The sequence below is a fragment of the Streptomyces milbemycinicus genome, assembly GCF_002154605.1.
In the GTDB taxonomy this organism is placed as follows: domain Bacteria; phylum Actinomycetota; class Actinomycetes; order Streptomycetales; family Streptomycetaceae; genus Streptomyces; species Streptomyces milbemycinicus.
In genome coordinates this window covers 1-24,502 of record NZ_MUNE01000057.1, presented here as the reverse complement: position 1 = coordinate 24,502, position 24,502 = coordinate 1, and the positions used below count along the sequence as shown (strand labels likewise).

20 protein-coding genes and 2 pseudogenes are annotated in these 24,502 nt (G+C 69.8%); 9 read left to right on the top strand and 13 right to left on the bottom strand.

What is annotated here, in order from left to right:
* Both nirB and nirD read left to right on the top strand, forming a co-directional pair.
* Positions 1–2,482 (top strand): annotated as a pseudogene (gene nirB / locus CCN51_RS05370) (nitrite reductase large subunit NirB); the annotation flags it as partial.
* Positions 2,479–2,862 carry a nitrite reductase small subunit NirD gene (nirD, locus tag CCN51_RS05365; protein ID WP_014179891.1) on the top strand — a complete coding sequence of 128 codons (384 nt, stop codon included), beginning with the start codon at positions 2,479–2,481 and terminating at the stop codon, positions 2,860–2,862. The pseudogene nirB and the gene nirD, both read left to right, overlap by 4 nt.
* On the opposite strand, the gene CCN51_RS05360 is transcribed toward nirD, so the two are convergent.
* From CCN51_RS05360 to CCN51_RS54780, 7 genes are all read right to left on the bottom strand, one after another.
* A complete protein-coding gene (locus CCN51_RS05360) occupies positions 2,845–4,053 on the bottom strand; it encodes a hypothetical protein (protein ID WP_063647568.1) in 1,209 nt (402 codons plus the stop codon). The genes nirD and CCN51_RS05360 overlap by 18 nt on opposite strands.
* Before the next feature lie 78 nt (positions 4,054–4,131).
* Positions 4,132–5,325, bottom strand: coding sequence for a CU044_5270 family protein (locus tag CCN51_RS05355; RefSeq protein ID WP_014179889.1), 1,194 nt, complete (start codon positions 5,323–5,325; stop codon positions 4,132–4,134).
* A 1-nt stretch (position 5,326) separates the two neighbouring features.
* Positions 5,327–5,887, bottom strand: coding sequence for an RNA polymerase sigma factor (locus tag CCN51_RS05350; RefSeq protein WP_014179888.1), 561 nt, complete (start codon positions 5,885–5,887; stop codon positions 5,327–5,329).
* A 431-nt stretch (positions 5,888–6,318) separates the two neighbouring features.
* On the bottom strand, positions 6,319–6,861 hold the full coding sequence (locus CCN51_RS05340) for a GNAT family N-acetyltransferase (RefSeq protein WP_014179887.1): 543 nt from the start codon (positions 6,859–6,861) through the stop codon (positions 6,319–6,321).
* Positions 6,862–7,243: 382 nt separating this feature from the next.
* Positions 7,244–7,453 carry a DUF397 domain-containing protein gene (locus CCN51_RS05335; RefSeq protein WP_043491679.1) on the bottom strand — a complete coding sequence of 70 codons (210 nt, stop codon included), beginning with the start codon at positions 7,451–7,453 and terminating at the stop codon, positions 7,244–7,246.
* A gap of 398 nt (positions 7,454–7,851) precedes the next feature.
* The gene (locus CCN51_RS55705; RefSeq protein WP_170061286.1) at positions 7,852–8,022 is read right to left on the bottom strand and encodes a hypothetical protein; all 171 of its coding nucleotides are present in this window, start codon (positions 8,020–8,022) and stop codon (positions 7,852–7,854) included.
* A gap of 181 nt (positions 8,023–8,203) precedes the next feature.
* A complete protein-coding gene (locus CCN51_RS54780; protein WP_014179884.1) occupies positions 8,204–8,347 on the bottom strand; it encodes a hypothetical protein in 144 nt (47 codons plus the stop codon).
* Positions 8,348–8,881: 534 nt separating this feature from the next.
* On the opposite strand from CCN51_RS54780, the gene CCN51_RS05320 reads away from it, so the two are divergent.
* Positions 8,882–10,138 carry an NsdA family TPR-like regulatory protein gene (locus tag CCN51_RS05320; RefSeq protein WP_238545478.1) on the top strand — a complete coding sequence of 419 codons (1,257 nt, stop codon included), beginning with the start codon at positions 8,882–8,884 and terminating at the stop codon, positions 10,136–10,138.
* The gene (locus CCN51_RS05315) at positions 10,129–10,641 is read left to right on the top strand and encodes a GNAT family N-acetyltransferase (protein ID WP_014179881.1); all 513 of its coding nucleotides are present in this window, start codon (positions 10,129–10,131) and stop codon (positions 10,639–10,641) included. The genes CCN51_RS05320 and CCN51_RS05315 overlap by 10 nt, the downstream gene beginning before the upstream one ends.
* Before the next feature lie 70 nt (positions 10,642–10,711).
* Here the strand turns inward: CCN51_RS05315 and CCN51_RS05310 are convergent, their stop codons facing one another.
* The 3 genes from CCN51_RS05310 to CCN51_RS05300 form a co-directional block, all read right to left on the bottom strand.
* Entirely contained in the window at positions 10,712–11,542 is an 831-nt protein-coding gene (locus CCN51_RS05310; RefSeq protein ID WP_043487656.1) for an alpha/beta hydrolase, read from the bottom strand.
* A 213-nt stretch (positions 11,543–11,755) separates the two neighbouring features.
* A complete protein-coding gene (locus tag CCN51_RS05305; RefSeq protein ID WP_078610651.1) occupies positions 11,756–13,207 on the bottom strand; it encodes a glycoside hydrolase family 10 protein in 1,452 nt (483 codons plus the stop codon).
* A gap of 13 nt (positions 13,208–13,220) precedes the next feature.
* Complete coding sequence (locus tag CCN51_RS05300; RefSeq protein WP_014179878.1) at positions 13,221–14,297, bottom strand: endo-1,4-beta-xylanase; 1,077 nt, start codon at positions 14,295–14,297, stop codon at positions 13,221–13,223.
* 119 nt (positions 14,298–14,416) lie between these two features.
* Between CCN51_RS05300 and CCN51_RS05295 the strand changes: the two genes are divergently transcribed.
* From CCN51_RS05295 to CCN51_RS05275, 5 genes are all read left to right on the top strand, one after another.
* Positions 14,417–15,460 (top strand): LacI family DNA-binding transcriptional regulator, encoded by a 1,044-nt coding sequence (locus tag CCN51_RS05295; protein WP_014179877.1) that lies wholly within the window; start codon positions 14,417–14,419, stop codon positions 15,458–15,460.
* A 177-nt stretch (positions 15,461–15,637) separates the two neighbouring features.
* Entirely contained in the window at positions 15,638–16,957 is a 1,320-nt protein-coding gene (locus CCN51_RS05290) for an ABC transporter substrate-binding protein (RefSeq protein WP_014179876.1), read from the top strand.
* A gap of 83 nt (positions 16,958–17,040) precedes the next feature.
* On the top strand, positions 17,041–17,958 hold the full coding sequence (locus CCN51_RS05285; protein WP_043491672.1) for a carbohydrate ABC transporter permease: 918 nt from the start codon (positions 17,041–17,043) through the stop codon (positions 17,956–17,958).
* Positions 17,955–18,881, top strand: a complete 927-nt coding sequence (locus CCN51_RS05280) for a carbohydrate ABC transporter permease (RefSeq protein WP_014179874.1) — start codon at positions 17,955–17,957, stop codon at positions 18,879–18,881. The genes CCN51_RS05285 and CCN51_RS05280 overlap by 4 nt, the downstream gene beginning before the upstream one ends.
* A gap of 35 nt (positions 18,882–18,916) precedes the next feature.
* Positions 18,917–21,277, top strand: coding sequence for a beta-xylosidase/alpha-l-arabinosidase (locus tag CCN51_RS05275; RefSeq protein ID WP_014179873.1), 2,361 nt, complete (start codon positions 18,917–18,919; stop codon positions 21,275–21,277).
* Between the two features lie 7 nt (positions 21,278–21,284).
* Here CCN51_RS05275 and CCN51_RS54230 read toward each other — a convergent pair whose 3' ends face one another.
* The 3 genes and pseudogenes from CCN51_RS54230 to CCN51_RS05260 all read right to left on the bottom strand — a co-directional run.
* Positions 21,285–23,327, bottom strand: coding sequence for a hypothetical protein (locus CCN51_RS54230; RefSeq protein ID WP_014179872.1), 2,043 nt, complete (start codon positions 23,325–23,327; stop codon positions 21,285–21,287).
* A 57-nt stretch (positions 23,328–23,384) separates the two neighbouring features.
* Positions 23,385–24,293 (bottom strand): amidohydrolase family protein, encoded by a 909-nt coding sequence (locus CCN51_RS05265; protein ID WP_014179871.1) that lies wholly within the window; start codon positions 24,291–24,293, stop codon positions 23,385–23,387.
* A 26-nt stretch (positions 24,294–24,319) separates the two neighbouring features.
* Positions 24,320–24,502 (bottom strand): annotated as a pseudogene (locus tag CCN51_RS05260) (MarR family transcriptional regulator); the annotation flags it as partial.

The following is a 24,502-nucleotide window of genomic DNA, read 5'->3' as shown; positions in this document are numbered from 1 at the left end:
CCGCCCCCACCATCGTGCTCGTCGGGCACGGCATGGTCGGCCAGCGCTTTCTGGAAGGGCTCGTCGAGCGGGGCGTGACCGAGCGCGCCCGGGTCGTCGTGTTGTGCGAAGAGCCGCGCCCGGCCTATGACCGCGTGCAGCTGACCTCGTACTTCTCCGGCCGGACCGCCGAGGACCTGTCCCTCGTGGAGGACGGCTTCATGGCCCGGCACGGTATCGAGCTGCACTTGGGCGATCCGGCCGAGCACATCGACCGCGCCGCGCGGACGGTCACCGCACGTTCGGGGCTGACCGTGGCGTACGACTCGCTGGTGCTGGCCACCGGCTNNTGGTCGGCGGCGGGCTGCTGGGTCTTGAGGCGGCGGGCGCGCTCAAGGGGCTCGGGCTGACGACCCACATCGTGGAGTTCAATCCGCGGCTGATGGCGATCCAGGTGGACGAGGGCGGCGGCGCCGCGCTGCGGCGGACCGTGGAGGACATGGGCCTGGTCGTGCACACGGGCGTCGGCGGCAAGGAGATCACGGCGGACGCGGACGGCGCGGTCACCGCGATGGCCCTCTCCGACGGGTCGTCCATCGACACCGATCTGGTGATCTTCTCGGCGGGCGTACGCCCCCGCGACCAGCTGGCGCGCGACTGCGGGCTGACGGTCGGGGAGCGCGGCGGGATCGCGGTGGACGAGCGGTGCCGTACGAGCGACCCAGCCGTGTACGCGATCGGCGAGTGCGCGCTGGCCGCGGACGGCCGGGTGTACGGGCTGGTGGCGCCGGGGTACGAGATGGCACTCGTGACCGCTGACGAGATCGCGGAGGCAAGCCGCGAGAGTGGCTTCACGGGCGCCGACACCTCCACCAAGCTCAAGCTGCTGGGCGTGGACGTAGCGTCGTTCGGCGATGCGCACGGCACCGCCGAGGGCTGTCTGGACGTGGTGTACGCCGACTCCCGCGCGGGCGTCTACAAGAAGCTGGTGATCGGCGCGGACGGGGCCCTGCTCGGCGGGGTGCTGGTCGGCGACGCCGAGTCGTACGGCATGCTGCGGCCGCTGACCGGCAGCGTGCCGCCGGTCGCGCCCGAGCAGCTGGTGCTGCCGGCCGGGCTGGGAGCACCAGCCGCGATCGGACCGTCCGCGCTGCCGGACGAGGCGGTGATCTGCAACTGCCACAACGTCACCAAGGGCAGCATCCGTTCGGCGGTCACCGACCACCAGTGCGCCACGGTCCCCGAGGTGAAGAAGTGCACCAAGGCGGGCACCGGCTGCGGCAGCTGCCTCAAGGCGCTGACCACCCTGGTCAACGACGAGCTCGAGGCGAGCGGCGTCAGCGTCGACAAGGGGCTGTGCGGCTGCTTCTCGTACACCCGGGCCGAGCTGTACGAGATCGTCCGGACGCTGCGCATCACCTCGTACGCCGCGCTGCTGGACAGCCACGGCCGCGACGAGGCGCGCAGCGGCAACGGCTGTGAGATCTGCAAGCCGACCGTGGCGTCGATCATCGCCTCGCTCGCGCCGACGGTGGGCGCCAGCGGCTATGTGCTGGACGGCGAGCAGGCGGCGCTCCAGGACACCAACGACCACTTCCTCGCCAACCTCCAGCGCAACGGCTCGTATTCGATCGTGCCGCGCATCCCCGGCGGGGAGATCACCCCCGAGAAGCTGATCGTCATCGGCGAGGTGGCGCGCGACTTCGGGCTCTATACGAAGATCACCGGCGGGCAGCGGATCGATCTGTTCGGCGCCCGGGTGGACCAGTTGCCGCTGATCTGGGCGCGGCTGGTGGAGGCCGGGTTCGAGTCGGGGCATGCGTACGGCAAGGCGCTGCGCACCGTGAAGTCGTGCGTGGGGCAGACCTGGTGCCGCTACGGCGTACAGGACTCGGTGCGGATGGCCATCGACCTGGAGCTGCGCTACCGGGGGCTGCGCTCCCCGCACAAGCTGAAGTCGGCTGTCTCCGGGTGTGCGCGTGAGTGCGCGGAGGCGCGCGGCAAGGACTTCGGGGTGATCGCCACCTCGAACGGCTGGAACCTGTACGTCGGGGGCAACGGCGGCGCGGACCCGCGCCACGCTGATCTGCTCGCCCAGGACCTCGACGACGAGCAGCTGATCCGGCTGATCGACCGGTTCCTGATGTTCTACATCCGCACCGCGGACCGGCTGGAGCGCACCTCCGCCTGGCTGGAGCGGATCGAGGGCGGCCTCGACCACGTACGGGATGTGGTGGTCGACGACTCGCTGGGGCTGTGCGCCGAGCTGGAGGCGCTGATGGCCGACCATGTGGCGGGCTACCGCGACGAGTGGGCCGAGACCCTGGAGGACCCGGAGCGGCTGCGGCGCTTCGTGTCGTTCGTCAACGCGCCGGGCGCGCCGGACCCGACGGTGAAGTTCGTGCCCGAGCGCGACCAGGTCAAGCCGGACCTGACGATCCTGTCCGGCCCCAGCATCCCCGTCCGTACTCTCGAAACTCTCGAAGGGGCTGCAAGCCGATGACCATGGCACCCGAGCGGATCGATGTCCGCGTGGAACTCCTGATCGACCAGCGGTGGTTCGCGGTCTGCGACCTCTCGGACCTGACGCCGGGGCGCGGGGTGGCCGCGCTGCTGCCGGACGGGACGCAGGTCGCGGTGTTCCTGGACCGGACGGGCCAGGCGTACGCGATCGACAACCGCGATCCGTTCACCGGCGCGTATGTGCTCTCGCGGGGCCTGCTGGGCTCCGTAGGCGAACGGCCCTTTGTCGCCTCGCCGCTGCTGAAGCAGCGTTTCGACCTGGAGACGGGGCGGTGCCTGGACGACGAGGGGGTCGCCGTCCAGGCGTATGCGGCCCGTACTCAAGAGCACATGGGCGGGGTGTCAGCCCAGGTCGCGTGAGACGACGATCCCGCACTGGACGGGGTCGGTCGCGCAGCCGGCCGTCCCCGCGGCGAAGACGCCCTTCGTCCCGGGGACGCCCGCGATGCCGAGCACCGTGGACATCTCGCTGTGCTCGGTGACGTCGGCGGGCAGCTCCTCGGTCGCCCACTCCTTACCGGTCCAGCGGGCCAGTACGGAGTGGGGGTTCCCCGGCTTCCAGCCGGCGATCCACAGCTGCCCGGCGCCGTCGGCGCCCGCGGCGTTCGCCTCGTCGACGGGGAGCGCGGGCAGCGACACCCAGCGGCTGCCGGTCCAGCGGGCGGCCATGGTGGCCGTCGGCACGTCCGCGTCGTAGGTCTTGCCGACCCAGTAGACCGAGTTACGGCCGGTGGCCACGGCGTGGCCGGCCACCCAGCCGGTCGGGTGCTTGGCGGGGGTGGGCACCTCGCGGACCGTCCAGGCGCTGCCGTTCCAGTGGTACAGCAGCGGCACGGCCACCTCGCCGGTCAGGGCGTCGGCGGTGACCCAGACATCGTCCGGGCCGGTGCCGGCGATGTCCGAGGGGCGCACCGTCCCGCCGCCGGGTGCGGCGGGGAGGGACACCTTCTGCCACCCGGAGCCGGTCCAGCGCTCCAGGTAGGAGTCTTCGGCGCCGCTCTGCGGGTTCCAGTCGAAGCCGGTCAGCCAGGCCGAGTTCCTGCCGAACGTGGCGATGTCGCCGACGAAGCTCAGCGACCCCTCGGGGGCGGCGGCGTGGTCGACCTTCGTCCACTTCTTGCCGTCCCAGTGCTGAAGCACGATCGGCGCGGACATGTTGTCGTCGAGCGTGCCGGCCGCCCAGGCGTCGTCGGGCGCCGAGGCGGCGACGGCCTCCAGCCGCGCGGGCTTGCCGCCGGTGGAGGCGGCGGGCACATCCGTCCACGCGGTGCCGTTCCAGTGCCTGATCAGGGGGGTGGAGCCGGCGGGGCCGTCCGTCTTCCGGCCCACCGTCCACGCGTCCCTGGCGCCGGTCGAGGCGACGTCCCAGAACTCCGTCGAGACGGTCTCGCTCAACGGCGTTGCCAGTTGCCAGGGGGTGGCGGCGCGGGCCGCCCGGTCGGACGCGGTGGTGGTCGCAGTGCCGGTCGCGGCGTTCGCCTGCGCCCCTAACGAGCCAAGTGCGATCGCGCACACCGCTACCGCTATGCGCAGCCCTGCGTTCCTGGCCATGGTGCTCCTTCTGCTCGGTTGGTGCTCTCAGAAGGAAATGGCCGCCGGCCGACGGTTCTTACAGGTGACTTCTGCCGGTCACTGGGGGGCCTTCAGCTGCCGGTCCGTCCACTTCGACGTCACGGTGGCGGTGTGGTTCACCACCGTGCCCGCGGTGAGCCCCGCCTCGGCGGCCTTCGCGTTCGGCTTGGTCAGCACCTGCTGGTCGGACAGCAGGGCGCCGGTCGCCGGATCCACGATCAGCTCCGACCGCGCGGTCCCGTAGTCGGGCCGTTCGGTCGCGGGCAGCGCGAAGCCGACCCCCTTGCGGCCCAGCGGGTCGGTCACCTCGCCGAGCGACCGGATGCCCGGCAGATCCGCGATGACGCGGTACGCGGCGGCCCGCACCTCGGGCTTGACCGGGAGGCTGATCAGACCGGCCGCCTGCCGCCACATCCACTCGGTGCGGCCGGAGATCTCGCTCCCCCGGTCCTCCTCGTACAGATCCGCCAGCGTCTTCTTCAACTTGCCGCTGTCGCCCGGGAGTTTCCGCAGATCCGCGTAGGTCACATTGCGCGCGCCGAGGGCGGCGATCTTGTCGCCGCCGTTGATCCGGGTCACCGTCGGCCGCTTCTCGGACCCGGACTCCATCCGGAGACCGAGCTTGCCGCCCGACCGGGAGCCGGACTCGGCGAGCGTCAGGTCCTTCGGCGATCCGGCGGCCCGCCAGCGCGCCGTGTCGCGCTCGGTACGGGGCTCGGTGGTGGCGTCGATCCCCGAGATCCACAGGCTCTGCGTACCGGGCCTTACCCCGTAGGACCACTGCTGCGTCTCGGAGGAGACGACCGCGAAGGCCGACCCGGACGGGGCGACGATGCCGATCCAGCCCGACCGGGTGGTCGACTGCCAGTACCTGCCCTCGTCCGCCTTGCTCTCCAGCCGGTTGGCAACGTTCAGCAGCGCGAGACGGCCGTTCTCTGGGGTGTGCCGGGGGCTGTCCGTGGTGGGCCCGGCCGTCGCCCGGGAGCCGCCGGAATCCGAACCACCTTGGGGCAGGGTGGCCACGAGCACCCCGGCCGCGGCCGCCGTCGCGGCGACCGGCAGCGCCCACCGCCAGGTGAACGGCCGGACGAACCCCGCGGAGCGGCGCGCTTCCGGCGCCTCCGGGGCGCTGCTCAGGATGGTGATCAGGTCGTGCCGGGCGCGTTCCGAACCGGCCAGGCGCTCCGGGTCGAACTCCGGGGGCCGGGCGTCCGCCAGCGTCTTCATGACATCGGGCCGCTTACGTGCCATGTCAGTGCTCCTTCACTGTCACTTTCGGGCGAGAGTCACGAGAGAGTCCGGCCGCGACCCCGACCGCGACCGCGGCCGCGTCGATGGCTCGCTCCAGCCGCCGCCTGGCCCGGTGCAGCCGCACCGAGAACGTAGCGGTGGAGCAGCCGAGGACCCGCGCCGCCTGTCTCGGGCCGAGCCCGTGCCAGGCGACCAGCGTCAGCACCTCGCGGTCCACGTCGGACAGCGTGGCCAGCGCCTGCAGCGCCGCCTCGCGTTCGGTCACATCCGCGGCCACGTCCCCGACATGGGGGCCGGAGGCGATGATGCGCTGGGCCTCCTCCGCGGCCAGGGCGTACTGTCTGCCGTCGTGGCGGCGCAGCTCGCGGGTCAGATTACGGGCCACGCCGAGCAGCCACGGCAGCGGTGGCGTGGGGATGTCCCGCATCCGCCGCCAGGCGACCGTGAAGGTCTCGCTGGTGATGTCCTCACCGACCTGCCGCCCCACCAGGCTCGAGGCGTAGGCGAGCACCCGGGGATGGCACTCCTCGTACAGGTCACGGAAGCGTTGGGCGTCGGTCACGCCGTCTCCTCATCTCGGCTCTCTCACTTGGCAATGGTCGAGAACCGCGATTTCTTACACCCTGAGGAGAATGTTTTCCGGTGGCGGGCGGTGGCCGAGGGAAGTTCTCCCCTGACCCGCCCCTTCCCGCAGTGTTGAGCCCCTGCCCGTGTGCGGCTCCGCCGCGCGGCGGAGCCGCATGCCGAAACATTGAGCGAGGCCTTCGCGGTGTGGCTACCTCGCGGCCTCCGACGGCGCGATACACCTCCGCGAGAGCGAGGACCCCGGCACAGCCGTATGCACGGCCCCGCGCCCGCTCGCGGCCTTCATCCGGGCGGCCAAGGCGGGGCAGCTCGACCACGTGGTCGGGTGAGCCAGGCATTGCGGTGAGTTTGCGTCGCCACCGAGCCCAATACGGCCGTGTCGGCGACGCAAACCCACCGCATTCCGCGTTATCCACAGGCCCCGCGCAAGAGGCGGCGCAGGGCCTGGAACCTCTCTTCGAGGCCAGCGATGCGCTCGGCCCGTCGGCCCATCAGATAGACCCGGTTGTTTGTGCGCTGCACTTCGTGCACCAGGCTGAAGCCCTGGGTCTCGTTGTACCTCACCAGTCCGGGGAAGTTGCAGCCACGCCGGACCCATGCCTTCCCCTCCCGGGCGGCCCGGTCCACCGCCCACAGTCCCATGACGGTTCCCGGCTTCTTCTCACGGTGCGCGGGGTCGGTGACTGTCGAGTAGAGATAGTGGGCCGGCTCGTTCAGCTCGTCTTGTGTCCAGCCCCAGGGCGGGGTCTGTTCCTGCACGGTGGTGCACCCAATGATCCGTCCGCCATCCTCGGCGAGGACCCACACATCGCCGTCGGAGTTCTCTGCCTGCCGTGCGAGTTCGGTAGCGTGCTCCCGCCAGCTTGGATGCCCTCGCTCCTCCAGCCAGGCAGAGCGGGCGAGGATCATGTTCTCTACGGCAGGGATGTCGTCGGCGGTGGCTGGGCGCATTGCGAACACGTTGTCTCCTGGGGTCGGTCGGCGGCAAACCATCCGGAGCCTGACTTTGCGGTGAGCATCGGACAGCGACACGCCGTGGTGTTGGCGTGTCGCTGTCCGATACTCACCGCAAACTCGGGTCAGAGCGTGCGGAGGCCCCGTCCACGGGTCACTAGGGAGGCACAGACGGGGCCGAGTGGGTCGCACTCAGTGCTTGCGCGGCTGGATGGGAGCACGTGTAGCCGGATACCGCGACCACCACAAGCCTCGGCAGGCAGGCAGCGAGAGCCCGAAGAAGTCCCCGCATCGCGCACACCATGGCAACCCGTTCTCCGGGTCCGTAGGGCACTCGGCGGCGCAGCGAGGGCACTTCTTCACGGTGACCTACTCTCAGTCAGGCGCTCAGGTCGAACTCTCCGGCCTTCACGGCGTCCGTAAGCGTTGTCCACGCGTCCGCCGTCATGGTGACGATGGCCTCGGGCCGCTCGCCGTCCCGCAACGCCACCACACCCGGCACGTTCACGGCCACCTGGGGGCAGTTGCCCACCTTCTTGTCACGGCAGGCCGCTGCCCCGACGAACTCGAACTCCCGACGTTCAGCCATGGTGCCCATCCCTTCTCTGCACGTGCGGGGAGTCGGTCCCCGCGCCGTCTTTCGCCCCCCCGGTAGGGGCACATGACCCATCCAAAGGGTCAGTGATCATCCCCGGGCGGGGGTCAGTGGGCTACTCGCCGGACAGGCAGGCGGTGCACGTGACCCGTCGCTGCCACTCATCCACCTCACCGGACGCGCCACAGAGGGGCTTGCCGCCCCCGCACCTTGTGCACGGTCATCACGTCGTCTCCGACCGTTCCCGGCGTCCAGTCACGCGTCCCCTGATCCAAAGGCGTTGCCATGCTCCGCGGCGGGGCGGAAGCCCCAGCCTGGAGAACGCCTACGCGCCCTGTGGCGGCCGTAGGCTTCCTGGCCTACCTTGGGCCCCTTGTACGGCGTCGGCGGGCTCATGCGGGCAACCCCCATCGGGCCGTCCGGTCCGGCTGGGTGTGGGTCGGGTGACGACGGCGCATTGCCTCGTAGTCGCCGGCCCGGTCGTAGTCGCCCTCCTGCTTCGCCTTCTCCCGAAGCGCCTTGTACAGCTGGCACTTTGCGCAGGGTCGGGTTTCGTTGGTCATGCCCCGCCCTCCCATGCCGTCTGAATCCGGCGGAGGGCGGCATGGATGGCAGCGCTCGACTCGACCGACTCGTCGTGCCGCCGTCGAGCCCTGGCGCTGACGAGGCGCATAGGCCAGGAGATGCGGCCCGACATGTACCACCACGCCGTCAGCCGTGGGCACCGACGCACCATGAACGACTTCATCGCCCCGTCCCCCGTCCCAGATGCTTGTCGATCTCCTTCTTCAGCGCCTCCGCCCGCGCGTCCAACTCCGCCGGGGTCGGGCGGTTGGCCGAGCCCGGCTGCGCCTCCTGCGGCTTGGGCGAGGTCTTGCCCGCGCTCACCGCATCGCTCCCAGCGCTCGCTGCTGCTCGTACCGGAGGACGTACAACCCCACGGGGTCGGTGTCCCATGCGATCGGGAAACGCTCACCGACCGGGATACGAGGGAGGCGGAGTGTCGGCGGGTCTGCGGAGCAGCCAGCAGCAGATACGCGGGTCAAGGCGGGTCCGGGCACAACGGCGCGGGGCGCGGCGAACGTTGCGGCGTCGGCTGCTCGATGGCGCCCGGGAGCGGGCAACAGCAGCTGCAGCAGCCATTCGAGGATCGTTCGGATATGTTTGCTCACGTCATCAACCTCCATGGGGTTGGTGGCCACGCCCCCGGACGTTCGCCCGTCGCGGGGGTCCTTGGCGTCAGGCACGGACATGTGCTGTCTGAAGAGCTTCTGGCTCCGTCGCCCGTTGACCTGGTGATGCCTAGTGAACGGCCCAGCGCCGCCCGACGGACAGGTGGAAGAGCGCGTCTCCCATCACATGACCCCGGTGATTTTTACCTTCACCCGTGTCCGGACTGTCGCACACCGTTACCGTGAGGGCATGGCACAGCGGAACCGCAAGCTCGCGGCGCGCATCGCCGCCCTCGGCTTCTCCCAGGCAGAGTTAGCGCGTCAGATCAATGCTGAGATCGAACTCCTGACAGGCAAGCCAGGCAACGTGACCGATGCCGACATCCGGCGATGGCTGCGCGGCGAGACCAAGTGGCCGCAGGACCGCATCAGGCTGTGCCTGGAGAAGGTTCTTGGTGCCAGCGCCGAAGACCTAGGGTTCGTGCCTCGCAAGAAGCGCATCGCACCACCGGAGGAAGATCCCGTGCACCGACGTGCGCTCCTCGCCGCCACAAGCGGTGCGGCTCTGGCCATTGCCGCTCCGTACGCACCCGCTCATGGGCGCCTTGGCGTCAACGACGTCCGACGATTCCACCAGGATTACGTGGCCATCGTCCGACAGGATCGAGCCGTAGGAGGATCACGGGAGGTGGAGAAGCTCGCGGTAGAACTGGCTTCCCGGATTCAGTCAACCCTTGCCGTGTCCTCATCCTCGACTCGTGTACGAGACATGCTTCATCGACTCGCAGCCGACGTCTTCGGCTCTGCGGCTTTCGCGGCCATCGACGCGAAATCTCCGCGGCGGGCGCGCGTTCATCTCCACGAGGCCCTGATCTTCGCTGGATTGTCTCGCGACAGCGAGACGATGTACCAGGTCTGGAACCATCTGACCCTCACCTCCAGGCAGCACGAGAACTACGCCGAAGCCGTCGCCGGATCAGAGGTGATGAAGCGCTCCTCCACCGCCCGGAGGGATTCGCTGTATGCCTCCCTCGGGCACATCCGGAACGCCAGCGGACTCGCGCGCCTCGGGCGTCGCTCAGAAGCTCTTCGAGCCCTCAGCGACGCTGAGCGTGCCTTCGCCCGTAGCTCCGACGAGAAACGGCCGGAGTGGATCAAGTTCTTCGACGCCAGCGAGATGGACGCTCTGTCCTCGTTCATCTGGTCCGCAATGGGCGATCACGGAAGGGCGGAGTACTGCCTGCATCGCACGCTCGCCGCCATCCCCAAGGGTATGGCCCGCAATAGGGCCTTGTATACAGCTCATCTGGCACTGGCCCAGGCCAGACAAGGAGACCTGGAGCCAGCCTGTGCGACAGGTAGACAGGCTCACGCATTGCTGCTGCCCACTTCCGGATCGAGGAGAACCGCTCACACTCTGGCCGCGACACGAAAGGTGATCGTAGCCTCCGGCTCAAAGAGTCCCGAAGTCGTCGAGTGGATCGAGGAGTCCAGTCAATGGATCTGAAGCGCTACTCACATGCTGATGCACCGGAAATTAGGTCCCTGCTGCTTGACATCCACGACGAGGCATACGCGGACGATCCGGACCCATTTCACTCACGTGAACGTTTCTCGTACTTCGTGGACCTGTGGTCCTCACGTGAGAACTGGCAGTGCGTATTGGGTTGGGAAAAGGACGGCCCTGTCGGGTATGCATACGGCGCCATGTTCAAACCGGGTGGGTGGTGGAAGGGGCACCAACGGCCAGCCAGTGCCAGGGGGTCAGTCTTCGCACTGTCGGAATTGAAGGTTATTCCCAAATGGCGCCGGACCGGCCGGGCAAAGCAGATCCATGACGCACTACTCGAATCGGTCGAAGCCCATATCGTAACACTCCTGGTTGACTCCGCTCACCCCAAAGTCCAAGCAATGTATGAGAGTTGGGAATACAACAAGGCAGGCGAAGCGAAGCCGTCAGACGACTCGCCGCTATTCGCCGTCATGGCCAAAGAGCTGACGCGCGGTTGAGGATGTCTTGGTCTCGATGTCCATCGGGGAGCGCAAGGGCGCGAGACTTCCGCGAAGCGTTCCACGCTGCCTAACCCCGCGAGGAGTCGGCGGTCAGCCATTCACTCACGGTACGGATGACAAACTTCTGCCATTCCTGACTCTGAGGATTCAGATACTGTGGGTCATCGTGCACAGCGAAACCGTGCTGCGCCCCTTCAATCTCGATGATTTCACAAGGGGCCCTGAACTTCTGTACAGCATTCCGCGACAATCCGATAGGCACGAACGTGTCTTCGGTTCCGTGGACGATCAGAGTCGGAGCTCGCACCTCGCCAACTACCTCATGCGGATGAAACCAGAACACCTCGTTGAACAATGGCCGCCCATGCCTCAGGGTCGGCGTGAATTGGATGAATCCTTGATCGGTGAGTTGTTGCGCCGCCTCTTCACTGATTGAATCATTGACCCAATAGGCTCGCGTGTCGATGGTGCGCCATTTGTAATCCAGCTGAGGGTTGAACAGCACCAGTCGCGAAAGATCCGCCGAACGCTTAGCGGCATAGTATGCGCAGATACCGCCGCCAAAGCTGGCACCCAGCAACGCGATTTCCCGGGCGCTGGTGGCTTCGCGGAGGTAGGAGATGGCTACTCGAATATCATTAAGGATCATGGCCAGGGTCAGCTCTTCCTGTCGACCCTCACTTTCGCCATGGCCGCGCATGTCGAACCGGAGAGACGCCACACCACTCCCAGCCATTCCAGCAGCCAGGCGCGTGAAGAACCCGCCCTCTTCCCGAGTGACGCCACCGCCGTGCACAAGCACGACAGCGCGCGAGGCTGGCACGTCGGGGCGCACGAGTGTGCCAGCCAGATGCAGACCATCGAGCGTCCGAAGCGTCACGCTGTCCGATGTAGGCATGGCGCGAGCCTAGTCCACCCGGCTCCACCGTACCGTTGACCTGCTGCGATACAGCCACTATCGATCACTCCAGAACTACCCGTCTGGAACATCGGGAAGAGGCGGGTAGGGGAAGCTGCGCTGATATGCGGCTCCGCCGCGTGGCACCGGATGGGGTGGGGTGCCTGGACGGCGAGGCGGAGTCGGAGTCACCGTCCAGGCAGATGGACACGCTCAGCTCGCCGTGCAGGTAGCGCCGTTGAGGGTGAAGGCGCTGGGTGCGGTGTTGGAGCCGGACCAGTTGCCGTTGAAGCCGAACGACACCGAGCCGCCGGCGCCGATCGTGGCGTTGTAGCCCGCGTCGGCCGCCGTGACCTGGGAGCCGGTCTGGGTCACGGTGGCGTTCCAGGCGGAAGTCACCTGCTGGCCCGAGGGGTAGGTCCAGGCCACCTTCCAGCCGTTGATGGCACTGGACCCGGTGTTCTTGACGGTGACGTTCGCCGTGAAGCCGGTGTTCCACTGGTTGGTGACCGAGTAGGTCACCGCGCAGCCCGTGGTGGGCGTCGGGTCCTGCCCGCCGTCGCCGGTCCAGCCGAGGGCTTCGGCGATGCCGTAGTACGCCGGTTTGGGCTGGTAGTTCTCGTCGTACGGGGTGGCGGCGCCCTGGCCGTCGAAGACGTCGGGGATCCAGGAGTCGGAGTCGGTGAAGCCCCAGACCGTCACCCCCTTGCAGCGGCTGACGGCGACGCATGCGCTGGTGACGGTCTTGTAGTCGGCCTTCTGCTGGGCGAGCTTGGCGTCGCTGACGGGCAGCTGCATCCGGATGTCCAGCTCGGTGACGGCGACGTCCACGCCGAGGTCGGCGAAGCGCTGCAGGTTGGTCTGCATCGTGGACGGCACCTGGCCGAGGATGAGATGGCCCTGGAAGCCGACGCCGTCGATCGGGACGCCGTCCGCCTTGAGGGCCTTGACCAGGTTGTACATGGCGTCGCTCTTCGCGCCCGTGCCGTCGGTGTTGTAGTCGTTGAGGTACAGCTTGGCGTCCGGGTCGGCGGCGCGGGCGGCGCGCAGCGCGTCGGCGATATAGCTCTGGCCGAGCTTCGTGTACCACATGGACTGCCGGAAGGTGCCGTCCTCGTTGAACGGCTCGTTGACCACGTCCCAGTGCGAGATCTTGCCCTTGTAGCGGCCGACCTCGGTGGTGATGTGGTCGGTCATGAGGGTGCGCAGCTGGTCGGCGGTCCAGCTGCCGGAGGTCAGCCAGCCCGGCAGCTGGCTGTGCCAGACCAGGGTGTGGCCGCGCACCTGCATGGTGTGCGACTGGGCGAAGCTGACCACGGCGTCCGCGCCGGACCAGTTGTACGTGCCGCGGCTGGGCTCGACGGACTCCCACTTCATCTCGTTGCCGGGGGTGATCGAGTCGAACTGGCCGCCGGCGATCGTGGCGTAGGTGCCGCCCAGCTTGGACGCGGTCACGGCGGTGCCGTAGTACTTGCCCTTCGCCTGGGCCAGGTCGCGCAGCACCGGGTCGGCCGCGCTGCTGGGGGTGGCCAGGCCGAGCAGCAGCGCTCCGGCGGCGGCGAGGACTAGGGCGGCTCTGCGGATGCCGTACGTACGTATGCCGAGGGTACGTATGCCCTGGGTGCGGATGCCCACGGGACGTATACCGTGCGGGTGAGGTCTCATCGCGTACCGCTCCCTAGGATCCGGCCAGGCCGTCGCGGAACGCGGTGTAGGCGGGCTTGGGCTGGTAGTTGTCGTCGTACAGGTTGGCCGCGCCCTGGCCGGGGAAGGTGCCGGGGACCCAGGAGTCCCGGTCGCCGAAGCCCCATACGGTGATGCCGGCGCAGCGGGAGATGGCCAGGCAGGTCTGGGCCACGGTCTTGTAGTTGGCCGCCTGCTGCTGAAGCTTGGTGGAGTCGGCCGGGGTGGCCATGCGGATGTCGAGTTCGGAGACGACGATCTCGAGGCCGAGGTCGGCGAAGCGCTGCAGGTTGGCCTTCATGGTGGAGGGCACCTGGTTCACGATGAGGTGGCTCTGGAAGCCGACGCCGTCGATGGGCACGCCCTGGCTCTTGAGCCGCTGGACCAGGTTGTACAGGCCGTTGCTCTTCGCGCCCGTGCCCTCGGTGTTGTAGTCGTTGATGAAGAGCTTGGCGCCGGGGTCGGCGGCGCGGGCGGCGCGGAAGGCGTCGGCGATGTACGACTCGCCGAGCTGCTGCTGGAACTTGGACTGGCGCAGCGTTCCGTCCTCGTTGAACGCCTCGTTGACCACGTCCCAGCGCTGGACCTTGCCCTTGTAGCGGCTGACCTGGGTGGTGACGTGGTTGGTCATGATGGTGCGCAGCTCGGAGTTGGAGAACGAGCCGTTGGCCAGCCAGTTCGGCATCTGGCTGTGCCAGACCAGGGTGTGGCCGTAGACCTTCTGGTTGTTGCTCTGCGCGAAGGAGACCAGCCGGTCGGCGGCGGCCCAGTTGAACTGGCCACGGTTGGGCTCGACCGAGCCCCACTTCATGGCGTTCTCGGCGGTGACGCTGGAGAACTCGCTCTTGGCGATGTTGGCGTAGGTGGTGTCGCCGAGCCGGCCGTCGTTGATCGCCGTACCGACGAAGCGGCCGGTGCGGTCGGCGACCTCGCGGAGGGTGGGGTTGGCCTTCGCGGCCGCCCCTCCTGCCGGGTGTTCGGCCGCCTGACCGGGGGCGGCGAGTCCGAAGGCCAAGGTCGCCACGGCGGCAGAGGCCACCAGCACGCCGCTGCGTAAGCTCAGGAGCTTCATGGACGTCCCTCTCTTCTCTTCACGTCTGATCCGGTTTTCCGGAAGACTTCTGCAAGGTTCCGAGGGTGCGCCCGGAAAGGTAGAGGCGGGAGTGACTCTCGTCAACGGAGGAGGCGGAAATGGCTACGGAGAGCGCGGGTTCCGAGGGTGGCGCCCGGCCCAAGGTGACGATCACGGCCATCGCGCAGGAGGCCGGGGTGTCGGTGCCCACGGTCTCGCGGGTGGTCAACGGGCGTTCTGACGTCTCGCCCGAGACCCGGGCCCGGGTGGAGAATCTGCTGCGGCTCCACGGCTACCGCCGCCGCCACACCGCCCCGGGCGACCGGGCCGCCCTGCTGGACCTGGTCTTCAACGACCTGGACAGCCCCTGGGCGGTGGAGATCATCCGCGGGGTGGAGGAGGTCGCGCACGAGGACGGCGTGGGCACGGTGGTCTCCGCCATCCACGGCCGGGCGGGCGCGGCGCGGCAGTGGATGAAGAACCTGCGGGCGCGCGCCTCGGACGGGGTGATCCTGGTGACCTCCGTGCTCGAACCGGTGCTGCACGAGGAGCTGCGACGGCTCAACGTGCCGATCGTGGTGGTCGACCCGGCCGGCTCCCCCGCCCTGGACGCGCCCACCATCGGGGCGACCAACTGGGCGGGCGGAATGGCCGCGACCGAGCATCTGCTGGGCCTGGGCCACCGCCGGATCGGCTTTATCGCCGGCCCGCCGCGGCTGCTGTGCAGCCGGGCCCGGCTGGACGGCCACCGGGCCGCCCTGGAGGCGGCGGGGGTGCCGTACGACCAGGCGCTGGTGGCGCAGGGCGACTTCTACCACGAGTCCGGTTTTGTCGGCTGCGATCAGCTCATGGACGCGGCGACCCCGCCCACCGCCGTGTTCGCCTCCAGTGACCAGATGGCACTGGGCGCGATCGAGGCGCTACGCCGCCGCGGCCTGCGGGTGCCGGAGGACGTGAGCGTGGTGGGCTTCGACGACCTTCCCGAAGTCCGCTGGTCGGCCCCGCCGCTGACCACGGTGCGCCAGCCGCTCGCGGAGATGGGCAAGCTGGCCGCCCGTACGGTGCTGCGCCAGGCGCGCGGCGAGGAGATCGAGTCCCCCCGGGTGGAACTCGCGACGGCGCTGGTCGTCCGCGCCAGTACGGCGGCGCCGAGCACCCCGTAACGACCCCGACGCCCGCTCCGTCCCTTCAACCGTCCCTTCAACCGTCCCTTCAACCGCCCCTGCATCCGCCCCAACAGCCCTCATTGCGCGATGTCTTGACACGACATCAGCACGCCCTTACCGTCCACGCAATCACTTCCGAGAATTATCGGGCTACTTCCGGAAGGCAATGCGACGATGACGATGCGTACCCCCAGGTCACGGTCGATCCTCCGTGCGTCCACCCTGGCTGCCGCACTGCTCTTGGCCACCACCACCCTCACCGCCTGCGGCAGCTCCGGCCCCGGTGGCTCGGACGACGACTCCATCGACGTCTGGGTCTACCAGGACGCCTCGACCAAGGTGCAGCGCGCGGTCGTCGAGCGGTTCAACAAGACGTCCAAGGTGAAGGCGAAGCTCACCGAGGTGCCCGGTGAGGGCTACTCGGACAAGATGCGCACCTCGATGGGCACCCCCAACGCCCCGGACGTCTTCTTCAACTGGGGCGGCGGCAGCATCAGCGACTTCGTGAAGGAGGACATGCTGGTCGACCTCGGCCCGTCCTTCAAGAAGGACCCTGAGCTCCAGAAGGCGTTCATCCCCTCCATCCTCAAGGCCGGAGCGGTGAACAACACCTATTACGGCATCCCCATGCGCGGTATGCAGCCGGTGATCCTCTTCTACAACAAGAAGGTGTTCCAGGACGCGGGGGCGCAGCCGCCCAAGTCCTGGGACGATCTGCTGGGCCTGATCAACACCTTCAAGAAGAAGGGCGTCACCCCCTTCGCGCTCGCGGGCACGGACCCGTGGACCGAGCTGATGTGGGTGGAGTACCTGGTGGACCGCTACGGCGGGGCCGAGGTCTTCAAGCGGATCCAGAGCGGGGACGCCTCGGGGTGGGACGACCCGGCCGTGCTGAAAACCGCCGAGACGATCAAGGAACTGGTCGACCGGGGCACCTTCGGCAAGAACTACAAGTCGGTCAACTACACCGCCGACGGGGCCTCCACGCTCTTCGCCAAGGGCAAGGCCGCGATGCATCTGATGGGCTCCTGGGAGTACGCCAATCAGAAGGCGAACCAGCCGGACTTCGCCAAGTCGGGGCTCGGCTGGACCACCTTCCCGGCCATCCCGGACGGCAACGGCGACCCCAAGAACGTGGTGGGCAACCCGACCAACTACTGGTCCGTCAACGCCAAGACGAAGGGGAAGAAGCGGGACGCGGCGATCGAGTTCGTCAAGTTCGCCGCCAAGCAGGACTACTCCAAGGACCTGATCGCCAATGGCGATGTGCCCGCCACCTCCGACGCCACCTCGCTGCTGGGCAAGCACGAGAACCCGACCTATGCGCAGTTCCAGTACGACATGGTCCGTGAGGCCCCCAGCTTCACCCTCTCCTGGGACCAGGCGCTGTCGGCCAAGAACACCCCTGCTCTGCACACCAACATCCAGAAGCTGTTCAACGGGCAGCTGAGCCCGACCGGGTTCGTCACGGCGATGCAGAAGGACATCAAGTAGTGGCGGGCGCCGACAGCGCGGCCGCCGATCCCAAGGGCGCGCCCGGCCAGGGCGCGCCCCGCGGCGGCTCGGGTCGTAGGGCCGTGGGTCGTAAGGCCGCAGGGCGCAAGGCCGTGGGGCGTAACGCCGTGGGCCGCCCCAGCGCCGCCTGGGCGCTTCCCGGGGTGCTGTTCTTCGTGTGCTTCGCCGTCGCCCCCATGCTGCTGGTCGGCTATCTGGCCTTCACCGACTGGGACGGTATCGGCTCCCCCCAGTGGACCGGCACCGACAACTGGTCCCGGCTGTGGCACGACCCGGACATGCGCCAGGCCGTCTGGCTCAGCCTGCTGCTGACCGTGCTGACCTGGCTCGTACAGACCCCGATCGCGCTGCTGCTGGGGGTGTGGGCGGCCGGGCGGCAGCGCAACCGCGCCGTGCTGTCGGCGATCTTCTTCCTGCCGCTGCTGGCGTCCTCCGTCGCCCTCGCCCTGGTGTGGAAGCAGCTGCTGGACCCCAACTTCGGCCTCATCGCGGAGATCGGGCCCGCCCTCGGCTTCGAGGACGGCGATCTGCTCGGCGACCCCCAGGGCGCCCTCGGCGCCATCCTCTTCGTCACCGCCTGGCAGTTCATCCCCCTCCACACGCTGATCTACCAGGGCGGCGCCCGGGCCATCCCACGCTCCCTCTACGACGCGGCGGCGATCGACGGGGCCGGCACCGTCCGCCAGTTCTTCTCGATCACGCTGCCCCAGCTGCGCAACACCGTGGTCACCTCCTCGGTGATCATGGTGGTGGGCGCGCTGACGTTCTTCGACACCGTCCTGATCCTCACCAAGGGCGGCCCGGGCACGGACACCAGCATCGTGCCGTTCCTGATGTACAAGAACGGCTTCCAGGCCTTCGACCTCGGCTACGCCAGCGCGGTCGCGGCCCTCCTCGTGGTCGTCGCCACCGCCGTCTCGCTGCTGCTGGTGCGGCTGACCGGCTTCAGCGCGATGCGCAGCACCCGGGAGGGGATGTGACCGACGTGCTGCACCAGCGCCCCGAGGCGGACCGTACGACCGGCAAGGCGGCCCCGCCGTCGAAGCCGCGCCGCGCGGGACTGCCCCGTCTGCTGAAGGGGAGCGGCCCCCGAAGGCCCAACTACCCGGCCGGGCTTGCCTCCCTCATCTGGCTGGTCATCGTGGGCGCCCCGCTGTACGTACTGGTGGCCACGACCTTCCGGACCCGCGACGGCTATATCGACGACGGCCCGCTCGCGCTGCCCACCCACCCCACGCTCGCCAACTACGACCGGGTGCTCAGCAGCCACTTCTTCTCCTATCTGGGCAACACCCTGGTCGTCACCGCCGTCTGCGCCGCCATCGTCATCGTGCTGTCGGTGACCGTCGGCTATGCGGTGGTGCGCGCCCGCAGCCGGATGTCCCGGCGCGTCTTCCAGATCTTTCTGCTCGGGCTCGCGATCCCGTCCCAGGCCGTGATCATCCCGATCTATCTGGTGATCACCAAGCTCCAGCTGTACGACACCCTGCTGGCGGTGATCCTGCCGACGGCCGCCTTCTCCCTCCCCGTCAGCGTGCTGATCCTGGCGGGGACCATGCGCGATATCGACGAGGAGCTGTACGAGTCGATGGCGCTGGACGGCGCCGGGCCGACCCGGGTGCTGCTGCGGCTGGTGGTGCCGATGTCGCGGGCGGGGATCTCCACGGTCGGGGTGTACTCGGCGCTGCACGCCTGGAACGGCTTCATGTTCCCGCTGATCCTCACCCAGTCCAGGAGCAACCGGGTGCTGACCCTGGGCCTGTACGACTACGTCGGCGAGTTCCGGGTGGACACCCCGGCGCTGCTCACCGCGGTCGTGCTGTCCATCGTCCCGATCTTCGTCGTCTATCTCTTCGCCCGCCGTCAGCTGATCAACGGCCTGATGGGCGTGGGCGGCAAGTGAGCGGCCCCCCGAACAGCCCTGAGCCAAGGAGCTTCATGCCTCACCCCTGGCAGAACACCTCCCTTCCCGCCGAAGACCGCGCCGCGGACCTGCTCTCCCGGATGACCCTGGAGGAGAAGCTCGCCCAGCTCGCCGGCGTCTGGCCGGGCTCCGAGTCCACGGAGGGCGAGGACGTCGCCCCGCTCCAGCACCAGGTCAACGAGGAGGTGGACCTCGACACCCTGCTCCCCCACGGACTCGGCCAGCTGACCCGCCCCTTCGGCACCGCCCCCGTCGATCCGGGCGAGGGCGCCGCCGCCCTCGCCCGCACCCAGGCGCGGGTCGCCGCGGGCAACCGTTTCGGGATCCCGGCCGTCGCCCACGAGGAGTGCCTGACCGGGTTCTTCGCCTGGGGCGCGACCGTCTTCCCCACCCCGCTGGCCTGGGGCGCCACCTTCGACCCGGCGCTGGTGGGCCGGGCCGCGGAGCTGATCGGCGCCTCGATGCGGGCGGTGGGCATCCACCAGGGCCTGTCGCCCGTCCTCGACGTGGTGCGCGACCCGCGCTGGGGCCGTACGGAGGAGTCCATCGGCGAGGACCCGTATCTGGTCGGAACCATCGGCACCGCGTATGTGCGCGGCCTCCAGTCGGCCGGGATCATCGCCACCCTCAAGCACTTCGCGGGCTACTCCGCCTCGCGCGGCGCCCGCAACCACGCCCCGGTCTCCATCGGCCCGCGCGAGCTCGCGGATGTCATCCTGCCGCCGTTCGAGATGGCCCTGCGGGACGGCGGGGCGCGCTCGGTCATGCACTCCTACAACGACCTCGACGGCGTCCCGTCGGCCGCGAACCGCCGACTGCTGACGGAACTGCTGCGCGAGCGCTGGGGCTTCACCGGCACCGTCGTCTCCGACTACTTCGGCCTCTCCTTCCTGGAGCTGCACCACCGCGTCGCCGACACCCCGGCGCGCGCCGCGGCGCTCGCGCTGGAGGCGGGCGTGGACGTGGAGCTGCCCGCCGTACGCTGCTTCGCCGCGCCGCTGCGGGACGCCGTACGGGCCGGGGACGTCCCCGAGGCGCTGGTGGACGCGGCGGCGCTGCGGGTGCTGCGGCAGAAGTGCGAACTGGGGCTGCTGGACCCGGACTGGTCGGCCACCCCGCCCGCGCTGCCCCAGATCGTGGACCTGGACCCGCCGGTGATGCGGGAGGTGGCCCGGCAGCTGGCCGAGGAGTCGGTGGTGCTGCTCGCCAACGACCGCGAGGCGCTGCCGCTCGCGCACGGGACCCGGATCGCGGTCGTCGGCCCGCTCGCCGACGACCCCGCGGCGATGCTCGGCTGCTACACCTTCCCCCGGCACGTCGGCGTCGAGCACCCGGACCTGCCCCTCGGCATCGATGTGCCGACGGTGCTCGCCGCGCTGCGCGCCGAACTCCCCGACGCAGCGCTAACCCACGCCGAGGGCTGCGCCCCGCCCGGCCCGGCCGCGGCCCCGCCCGGCGCCACCGCCACCTCGGCCGCCGTCGCCGCCGAGAGCCGCCTCGCGCGCGCCTCCCGCGTCGCCGCGGACGCGGATGTGTGCGTCGCCGTGCTCGGCGACCGCTCCGGCCTCTTCGGCCGGGGCACCTCGGGTGAGGGCTGCGACGCCGCCGACCTGGAACTCCCCGGCGATCAGGGCGCCCTGCTCGACACCCTGCTGGCCACCGGCACGCCCGTCGTGCTGGTCCTGCTCACCGGCCGCCCGTACGCGCTCGGCCGCTGGTCGGGGCTGCTCGCCGCCGCCGTCCAGGCGTTCTTCCCCGGCGAGGAGGGCGGCCCGGCCGTCGCCGCGGTCCTCTCCGGCCGGGTCAACCCCTCGGGCCGGCTGCCCGTCAGCGTCCCGTACACGACCGGCGGCCAGCCCTGGACGTACCTTCAGCCGCCGCTGGGCCTACGGGGCGAGGCCAGCAATGTCGACCCGACCCCGCTGCATGCCTTCGGCCACGGCCTGTCGTACACCTCCTTCAGCTGGGAGCGCCCGGAGACCGACGCGGCCACCCTCGCCACCGACGGCGAGACCACGGTGCGGCTGACCGTCCGCAACACCGGCGAGCGCCCCGGCACCGAGGTGGTCCAGCTCTATCTGCACCAGCCCGTGGCCCGCACCGTCCGCCCGGTCACCCGGCTCATCGGCTACGCCCGCGTCCCGCTCGCCCCCGGCGAGAGCGCCGAGGTCCACTTCACCTTCCACGCCGACCTGGCCTCCTACCCGGGCGCCCCCGACGGCGGCCGGATCGTCGCACCCGGGCCCCTGGCGCTGCGCCTGGCCGCGTCCAGCGCGGACGCCGACGTACGGCATACGGTGCCGCTGACGCTGACCGGGCCGGAGCGGGCGGTGGACCACCGGCGGCGGCTGGTGTGCGAGGCGGAGGTGAAGTGACGAGCGATTACGCAGCGGGACCGGCTCCGTCCTCGACCAGCGCCCAGGCGTGGGCGAACAGCTCGGGCAGGGTGCGGGTGGGCAGCGGAAGCGGGTTCTCCAGGCGCCCGTTGTAGGAGCGCTCCACCCCGATGAGGTCCGCTTTCCACGCCTCCATCGGCTGGAAGGGCTTCTTGGCGTGGATCCACTCGCCCGGCAGGAAGATCTGACGGCCCGCCCGGGGGCGCTTGTCCTCCACGACCAGGCCGCGCTCGACCAGCTGGGCGGCGGCCTTCTGGTGTTGTGCGGTCTTCCAGCCGTTCCACATACGGACGTTACGGTCGGTCGGCGCGGGCAGGGCCAGCAACTGGAGGTAGAGCGCCGCCGCGTCCTCGTCGATGCCGAGCCCGCCCGCGACCCGGGCCACCACGTCGGACGCGGAGGCCGCCGGGTTGGTCTCGTACGCGCCTGCGGGCAGCGCGGCGCTCTCGATCCGCTCGACGATGCGCGCACAGGCGGGGCCGCGCAGCCACTCGACGATCCCGAGCTCAAGGTCGTAGCGGGAGTCGGCTCTGGCCGCCAACAGCGCCCGGGAGCGCTCGTCGTCGCCGTAGAACGCCGGGCGGAAGTACAGGCGGGTCCGGGACACGTAACCCCTGCGGTCGACTATGCCGTCCGTGACCACGGTGAGCCCGTCGTCGATGGACGCGACGTCCAGCCGCTCCGGCCCGGCATACGGCTGGTACCCGAAACGCTCGTGCAGGTCGGCGACCGAGGTCCCCACCTTGAGGTCGAGCGTGCCGGCGTCCAGCAGCAGCCCCGGGTGGTTCAACCGCTCCTGAAGCACTCGTACCAGGCCGGGCGCCCCGTCGCGGACGGGGTCACCGGCGGGGATGTCGGAGTAGACCCAGGACAGGTGGGGGACGACGGTGAGCAGGCGGTCCTCGAACCTCGCGATGTCCCACCGGGCATTGGCGTCGGTGACCATCGGGCCGTGGTCGGTGTTCTTGATCCAGGTGTCGACGGGGGCGCTGAGCCCGGGTTCGGCGGCGGGGTTGGTGAACGCCGCGCAGAACTCGGCCGCGGACAGGCGCAGCAGCTGCAGGTCGACGACCGCGTTATGCGTAGGCTCCGGCACCACGACCCGCCGCCCGCGCCGCGCCCGCCACGCCTCGGCCAGCCGCTCCGCCACATCCCGCATCCCGCCCGGCTCCCACAGCTCGGCCGGGTCGTCGGGCAGCACGTCCGCCAGCAGCTCAAGCCGCTCCAGCGAGGTCAGCCGGTTCAACTCGGACGCGCCGTCCTCGGCCTCGGCCACTTTGAGCCGCAGAATCCCCCGTTCGTGGTTCTCGAAGCACCGGACGTGCACCCGGGTGATGAGCCCCGCCAACGCGAGGGACGCGCCCGCACGCCCCATGCCCGTGCCGTCGCGCAGCAGGGCCACGGCCTCGTGATCCCACGGCACCGGCCCGCGCTCACGGACCAGGCCCACGAGGCGGCGCAGCTGCTCGGCGCTGCCCCAGCCGTGCGGGACCTCGTGCACCTCTTCGATGGTCCCCAGGCTCGGCGGGTCCGCCTCCCCGGCCCGCAGGTCGACGAACCTACGGCCGTCCTTGCCGTGCTCACGGGACCACCAGACCGCGACGGCGGCCCCCCGCTCGTCCCGCACCGACTCCGGCGCGTCCTCCGCCAGCCGCACCACACCCGTGCGCAGCCGGGCCTCCGGGTCGGCAAAGGGCCCCTCCGCCCAGAACTCCAGCAGCGCCAGCAGCCGCTGACGGAATTCCTCGCGGGTGGACGGCGCGGCGGCGCGCAGGGCCACGGCCCCGATCCGCCCGATGAACCGCGTCCAGGACCCTTCCCCACCCTTCCCCGGACCGCCGTCCGGCACGGCCGGATCCCAGGTCCCGGCCAGATAGCGCCCGGTCCGCTCGATGCCGGCCAGGGCGCCGTCACGCGTCCAATATCCCCACCCGTCGATGAGCCCGCTCAGCGCGCTCCCCACGCCGTGATCGTCCAGGGCCGCCACCTCGGCCCGCGCCGTCACCGGCCCGCCTGCTGTCGTCTCCATGGAGAGATCTTGACTCATGGGTCCGACAGCGGGCCGACCGGCCGGTCACAGAACGGCTCAAAGGCCGAAAAGCCGTGCGGCGTTGTCATGACAGACCGCGCGCAGCCAGTCGGCGCCGAGGTCGAGGTCCCGCAGGACGCGCAGGGCATCCACATACGGATACGGGATGTTCGGGAAGTCGGTGCCCAGCAGGACCTTCTCCCCCAGGTCGGCGAGCCGGGGCAGCTCGGCGCGCGGGAAGGGCATATCGGCCTCGACAAACGGGGTGAAGGACATGGTCGTGTCGAGCATGACGTGCTCGTACCGCTCGGCCAGGTCGAGGAATTCCACGTACTCCGGCCCGCCCAGATGCGCCACCACCAGCCGCAGCGCGGGATGGCGGCCGAGGACGGCGCCGATCGGGCCGGGCCCGGTGTGCCGGCCGGGGATGGGCCCGGAGCCGCAGTGGCTGACCACCGGTATGCCGCGCTCGGCGAGCAGCGCCCACACCTCGTCCAGCAGCGGGTCGTTGGGGTCGAAGCCCCCGACCTGCAGATGGCACTTGAAGACACGCGCGCCCTGGTCGAGGGCGCGGCGCACATCGTCGAGGGCGCAGGGCTCGGCGTAGAAGGTCGCGGTGTGCAGACAGTCGGGGGTGCGGGCGGCGAAGTCGGCGGCCCAGTCGTTGAGCCAGCGGGCCATGGCGGGCTTGTGCGGGTAGAGCATCGCGGTGAAGGCGCGCACCCCGAAGCCGCGCAGCACATCGAGGCGTTCCTGCTCCTCTTGCCGGTACGCGATCGGCCAGACCTTCCCCACGAGGGGGCCCGCCGAGTCGAAGTACGCCCAGACCTTGTCCAGGACGCGCTGCGGCATGAAGTGGGTGTGGACGTCGATGAGGTGGTCGAGCCCCACCTCGGCGCGGAAGGCGGCGACGTCGGCACGCTCGGCGGTGGCTTGCGCGGCGGTCATCGGAAGCGGGTCGGCCATGAACGGCAGGGTAGTGCCGTGGTCGCCTACGGAGTGAAGTGGCGGGCGAGGACCGCGAGGGCGTCGGCCACTTCGCGCAGCAGCTGAGGGTCGTCGGTGCCGAGTGCGGTGGCGAGGGCCGCGTCGACGGTCGTGGCGCGCACCTGCGCGACGCGGGCGGAGGGCTCGGCGGCGGGGCTGATGAGCGCGCGGCGGCGGTCGGCGGGGTC